The sequence below is a fragment of the Methylocaldum sp. genome (assembly GCF_039794385.1).
Taxonomy (GTDB): domain Bacteria; phylum Pseudomonadota; class Gammaproteobacteria; order Methylococcales; family Methylococcaceae; genus Methylocaldum.
Genome location: NZ_JBDIVO010000305.1, coordinates 1 through 5,418 on the forward strand (window position 1 = coordinate 1; position 5,418 = coordinate 5,418).

5 protein-coding genes are annotated in these 5,418 nt (G+C 60.7%); all 5 read left to right on the plus strand.

Annotated features, from left to right (window positions below; all coding sequences use genetic code 11):
* The coding region (locus tag ABJK70_RS19270) for an FAD-dependent monooxygenase (protein ID WP_347258806.1) at nucleotides 1-327 on the plus strand (327 nt) is incomplete at its 5' end.
* A gap of 398 nt (nucleotides 328-725) precedes the next feature.
* Entirely contained in the window at nucleotides 726-1,256 is a 531-nt protein-coding gene (locus tag ABJK70_RS19275; protein WP_156881361.1) for a general stress protein, read from the plus strand.
* Nucleotides 1,257-1,610: 354 nt separating this feature from the next.
* On the plus strand, nucleotides 1,611-2,327 hold the full coding sequence (locus ABJK70_RS19280; protein ID WP_347258807.1) for a DUF2231 domain-containing protein: 717 nt from the start codon (nucleotides 1,611-1,613) through the stop codon (nucleotides 2,325-2,327).
* A gap of 68 nt (nucleotides 2,328-2,395) precedes the next feature.
* Nucleotides 2,396-3,118 carry a type II CAAX endopeptidase family protein gene (locus ABJK70_RS19285; RefSeq protein WP_156880976.1) on the plus strand — a complete coding sequence of 241 codons (723 nt, stop codon included), beginning with the start codon at nucleotides 2,396-2,398 and terminating at the stop codon, nucleotides 3,116-3,118.
* Between the two features lie 151 nt (nucleotides 3,119-3,269).
* On the plus strand, nucleotides 3,270-5,418 hold a 2,149-nt coding region (locus ABJK70_RS19290; protein WP_347258808.1), incomplete at its 3' end, for a phosphoketolase family protein.

The window sequence follows — 5,418 nt, forward strand, 5'->3', positions numbered from 1 at the left end:
GCAGGGGATGCGGCCCATGTCCACTCCCCGCTGGGCGCCCGAGGCATGAATCTCGGACTGGAGGACGCCTGGGTTTTTTCGGAACTTGTGAGAAACGGCCGTTTGCCGGAGTACGACAGGCTCCGCCACCCGGTCGATCGGGGTGTGGTGCGAAGGGTGAAGATCCTCGCGCGGATTGCCTCAGCCGAGTCGTGGTTCGACAGGTTCATCCGAAACTACGTGTTGCTGAAAGCGATCAATATCCCGTCCATCCGTGCGCTCATGGTCGCTACCATCACCGGCCTCGACCACGCGTTACCTCGGTCCGTCGCCGATGGAACAGGTTGAACGGAGAGGCCAAACTTTCAAGTCTCGGCTCAACGATGGTTCAACCCATGGCCTGATCGGTCGCTAGAGCGTTTTCCGATCCGGCATCAGGGAGCCCGACACGAATCCCCGAACACGGGGATGAAAAACGTTCTATATCGTCATGCAGGCCATCGTCGCTCGGCCTTGTCGACGCGTTCCGGTTCAGGACCATGCGTTTTTTTGGCCTCGGCGCCTTTGGTCTTTCTGGTGCGATCGCATGGAAGGCAAAGCCGACGAGAGCACCGAAAAGGTATTGCTGTTTCCTGAGATTTGTCCGACTCGGACTTTGCACGGCGATTTACGGTCCAAGAAAGAATCGCTCTGGTTTCCGATGTCGTCACCAAGATCAATGACAGTCTTTTTGCAGGAGGAATGTCATGTCGCCCGGTCGAAGCGTCGTGAGTGTCTACGACAGCATGTCAAAGATCGAGGAAGCCATACAAAAGCTGAATCAGGAAGGCTTTCCGATCAATCAAGTCTCCATGGTCGCGCGAAGTCTCGAAAGCGAACGGGAAGTCCACGGGATCGCGACGATCGGGGATATGGCCAAGCACGGCGCCAGCATCGGCACCTGGACCGGAGGTTTGTTCGGAGTGTTGGTCGGAGCGGCGCTGGTCTGGGTTCCCGGCGGCGGGTCGATATTGATTCTCGGGCCGTTGACCGTGGCCTTAATCACAAGCATCGAAGGTGCCTTGGTCGGTGCGGCCGGCGGCGGGCTATTGGGCGCTCTCGTGGGCTTTGGGGTATCGACCGAGCACATCATTCGCTATGAGCAGCACGTCAAAGGAGGCAAGTATCTCCTGATCGCCCACGGCAGCGCCGAGGAACTCGAGTGGGCGCGGGACCTCCTGGCCGATACGGGTGCCGAAGAAATCACCATGCATCAGTCCGAAAGCACGGCGCGTTGACCGGAAGGCTTGCCGAATCCTTCCCTGTCAGGTTTGGTACGGATTTCAAGCGGAAGCGCGACCGGCTAGTCTTGAACGGAAACCGCCGGCGTCCGGTCGCGGCAACAAGGGTTATTAACCCGGCCTATAAACATAGGCCGGGTTAATCCGGGGCAGGGATGTCCCGGCACGGCGACAATCCGCGTGAGCCAAGGCCGGGCGTGTACCGGCCTTGGCGGCGGCCCGTAAATACCAGCAGGGTATTTACGGGCCTGATTAATAGGATCAAAGACGAAGTGCCGAACCGCTTTCATAGCCGGTAAGGCACCGAGCTGACCGGAGGGCTCACCGGGGATTGGTCTATCGCAGGACTCTATGCTCGATTCCATTTACGCGTTTCTCGCCCGGCTGGGTTACGCTCACCCAATCCATCCGACCGAGGTCCACATGCCAATCGGGCTGGTGGTGGGTGCGTTCATATTTGCCTGGATCGCTTTGCTGTTCCAACGGCCAAGACTCGCGCAAACCGCATATCATTGCATCGTTCTCGCTTTTATATGGCTGTTTCCGACCGTACTGTTCGGGGTGATGGATTGGCAACATTATTACGCCGGAGCCATGCCGTTTCCGATCAAGATGAAACTGATTCTTGCCCCGGTTCTTTTGGTTCTACTGGTTGGCGCGGTGCTCCTCGGGCGTGGGGGAGGCGCCGAATCCAAGGCGGTTTTGACCAGCTACGGCCTGTGTTTTCTGGTGGTCGTCATCCTGGGCTACTTCGGCGGGCAATTGGTGTATGGCGTCCAAGGTCCGTCTCTTCCCGACGAGCTAAAAGCCGGCGCCCGGTTATTTGCCGCCCATTGCAGCAGTTGCCATCCTCAAGGCGGCAACATCATCAATCCCGATTTGCCCCTGAAAGACTCTCCGCAGTTAGCGGATCCCAATGTCTTCGTGGCCTTTATCCGCAATCCGAAAATGCCGGACGGCTCTGCAGGCTCCATGCCGGCGTTTCCTCCCGCGCAGATATCCGATCGAGAAGCCGAGTCGCTTTACGAGTATGTCGTTCAAACAATGGGATATCCGACACGGAAATGACCGGGCATGATACAAACGGACCGTTGCCTGCCTGACGAATCGCCGCCGATCACGGAAAAAACCGAGCGATGAATGGCGAGTCTTACGACAGCGGCGCACACCGAGAACACCGGATCGAAACCGTCGATAGGAAGACCTTGCTTTTCGAAGTTTCCGTTTTCCTATCGCTGATCGTTCCGTCCATGGTGCTGTCCTTCTTCGCGGTGAGGCAAGGCGCCCTGACATTTACCGTTACGGCCTGGGCCACCATACTGCGGGATTTGGCCCTAGTTGGCCTGATTGCGTACTTCCTCCGGCGAAACGGAGAACCGGCCTGTCTTCTCGGTTGGACGTTCGCCAACGCACGAACCGAGATCGGAATCGGCGTGGCCCTGTTCATACCTTTTTTCGTGGGTATGGGCGTGCTGGAGAACAGCTTGCGTGCGGCCGGCTTTTCGATGCCGTCCACGCCCCTGCCGACGTACCTGAGGCCGGAAAGTCTGCCACAAAGCGTGCTGGCGACGCTTTTGGTCGCAGTGGTGGCGATCGCGGAGGAGACCATCTTTCGCGGATATCTGATCCTCCGTTTTAAAGGCTTGGGCGCAAGCTCGGTAGGCGCCGTGGCGCTCTCGGCATTCATTTTTTCTCTCGGCCACGGGTATGAGGGATCGGCCGGAGTGATCACGGTCGGAGTGGCGGGTCTCATCTTCGGGATGATTTATCTTTGGCGCCGGAGCCTGGTGAGTCCCGTCGTTATGCATTTTCTGCTGGATTTCATCGGCATCGTCCTCGCACCGATGCTTCGTCCGTAAGAAGGCGCCAATGGCGGCTGACAAACAGCAAAACTTCCGACGCCTTTGGCGATCAAAAAACTTTATCCATCGGAGCACCGCCGCCATCTCGGCACGATTGCCATGGAAACTTTTCCGCGAAACCCTTATTTCTTGTCTCAGGAGCCGCCCCATGGACGAACCCCTTTCCCCGGACCTGCTGCGGCGGATAGACGCCTACTGGCGGGCCGCCAATTACTTGGCAGTGGGGCAAATCTATCTCTACGCCAATCCACTTCTGCGCGAACCGCTCAGGCCGGAACACGTCAAGCCGCGGCTGCTCGGCCACTGGGGCACCACGCCGGGACAGAACTTCATCTACGTCCACCTCAACCGGATCGTCGGACAGTACGATCTCGACATGATCTATATCTCCGGCCCCGGACACGGGGCGCCCGCGGTCGTGGCCAACACCTACCTGGAGGGTACCTACAGCGAGTTTTATCCCAACGTGAGTCAGGACGAGGAAGGCATAGGGCGGCTGTTCAAGCAGTTCTCCTTCCCCGGCGGCATTCCCAGCCACGCTGCCCCGGAGACACCCGGGTCCATTCACGAAGGCGGGGAACTTGGCTATTCCCTCAGCCACGCCTTCGGTGCCGCCTTCGACAACCCGGACCTGGTCGTAGCCTGCGTGGTGGGCGATGGCGAGGCCGAGACGGGGCCGCTGGCCACCGGCTGGCAGGGCAACAAGTTTCTTAACCCGGCCACCGACGGCACCGTCCTGCCGATCCTGCACCTCAACGGCTACAAGATCGCCAATCCGACCACTCTGGCGCGCATCGGCCGCGCGGAACTGGAAGAGTACTTCCGCGGTTGCGGCTATCAGCCCTACTTCGTCGAGGGCGACGAGCCGATGAAGATGCACCAGCGCATGGCGGCGACGCTCGACGAGGTCGTGGCCGAGATCCAGCGCATTCAGACCGACGCCCGCGCCACGGGCTTCAAGGCGCGTCCCCGTTGGCCGATGATCGTGCTGGCGACGCCCAAGGGCTGGACCGGCCCCGAGATCGTAGACGGGGAGCTCGTCGAAGGGACATTCCGCGCCCACCAGGTCCCCCTCGCAGCGGTGCGGACCAACCCCGAGCACCTCAAGCTCCTCGAAGAGTGGATGAGGAGCTACCGGCCCGGGGAGCTGTTCGACCGGAACGGAACACTCTTGCCGGAACTGGCCGAACTGGCGCCCAAGGGAGCGCGCCGAATGGGGGCCAACCCTCATGCGAACGGGGGCCTGTTGCTCCGCGACCTGCGCATGCCGGACTTCCGGGATTACGCCGTCGAAGTGCCCGCACCCGGTGCGGTCCAGGCGGAGGACACGCGCGTGCTGGGCCGATTCCTGCGCGACGTTATCCAGCTCAACCAATCCCCGCGGATCTTCCGCCTGTTCGGACCGGACGAAACCCTGTCCAACCGGCTCAACGCGGTGTTCGAGGTTACCGAGCGCCAGTGGACGGCGGAAACCGTCCGGGGCGACGCCCACTTGGCTCCCGAGGGCAGCGTCATGGAGGTGCTGAGCGAGCATCAGTGCGAGGGCTGGCTGGAGGGCTATCTGCTGACCGGCCGCCACGGGCTGTTCAACTCCTACGAGGCGTTCATCCATATCGTCGATTCGATGTTTAACCAGCAGGCCAAATGGCTCGAGGTGACACGGGCCATACCCTGGCGGCGGCCTATTGCCTCCCTCAACTATCTGCTGTCGTCGCACGTCTGGCGCCAGGACCACAACGGCTTCACCCACCAGGACCCGGGCTTCCTCGACGTGGTTGTCAACAAGCAGGCGAACGTCGTTCGCGTCTATCTGCCGCCGGACGCCAATTGCCTCTTGTCGGTGGCCGACCATTGCCTTCGGAGCCGGCATTACGTCAACGTGATCGTGGCCGGCAAGCAGCCCCAGCCGCAGTGGCTGAGCCTGGACGCTGCCATCAAGCATTGCACGGCCGGCATCGGCATCTGGGAATGGGCGAGCACGGACCGGGGCGAGGAACCGGATGTGGTGATGGCCTGCGCCGGCGACGTGCCGACCCTGGAGACCCTGGCCGCGGTCCAGCTCCTTCGCGGGTACTTCCCGGAGTTGAAGATTCGGACCGTCAACGTCGTTGACCTGATGACGCTGCAACCGGCGAACGAACACCCTCACGGGTTAGACAACCGGGACTTCGACGCCCTGTTCACCCGCAACAAGCCGATCATCTTCGCCTTCCACGGCTATCCGTGGCTGATCCACCGTCTGGCTTACCGGCGGACTAATCATGCCAACCTGCACGTCCGCGGCTACAAGGAAAAGG

Excerpts from the sequence above, each read along its gene's own strand:
- ABJK70_RS19275 (WP_156881361.1), top strand. The coding sequence starts at position 726 with ATGTCGCCCGGTCGAAGCGTCGTGAGTGTCTACGACAGCATGTCAAAG.
- ABJK70_RS19280 (WP_347258807.1), top strand. The coding sequence starts at position 1,611 with ATGCTCGATTCCATTTACGCGTTTCTCGCCCGGCTGGGTTACGCTCAC.
- ABJK70_RS19285 (WP_156880976.1), top strand. The coding sequence starts at position 2,396 with ATGAATGGCGAGTCTTACGACAGCGGCGCACACCGAGAACACCGGATC.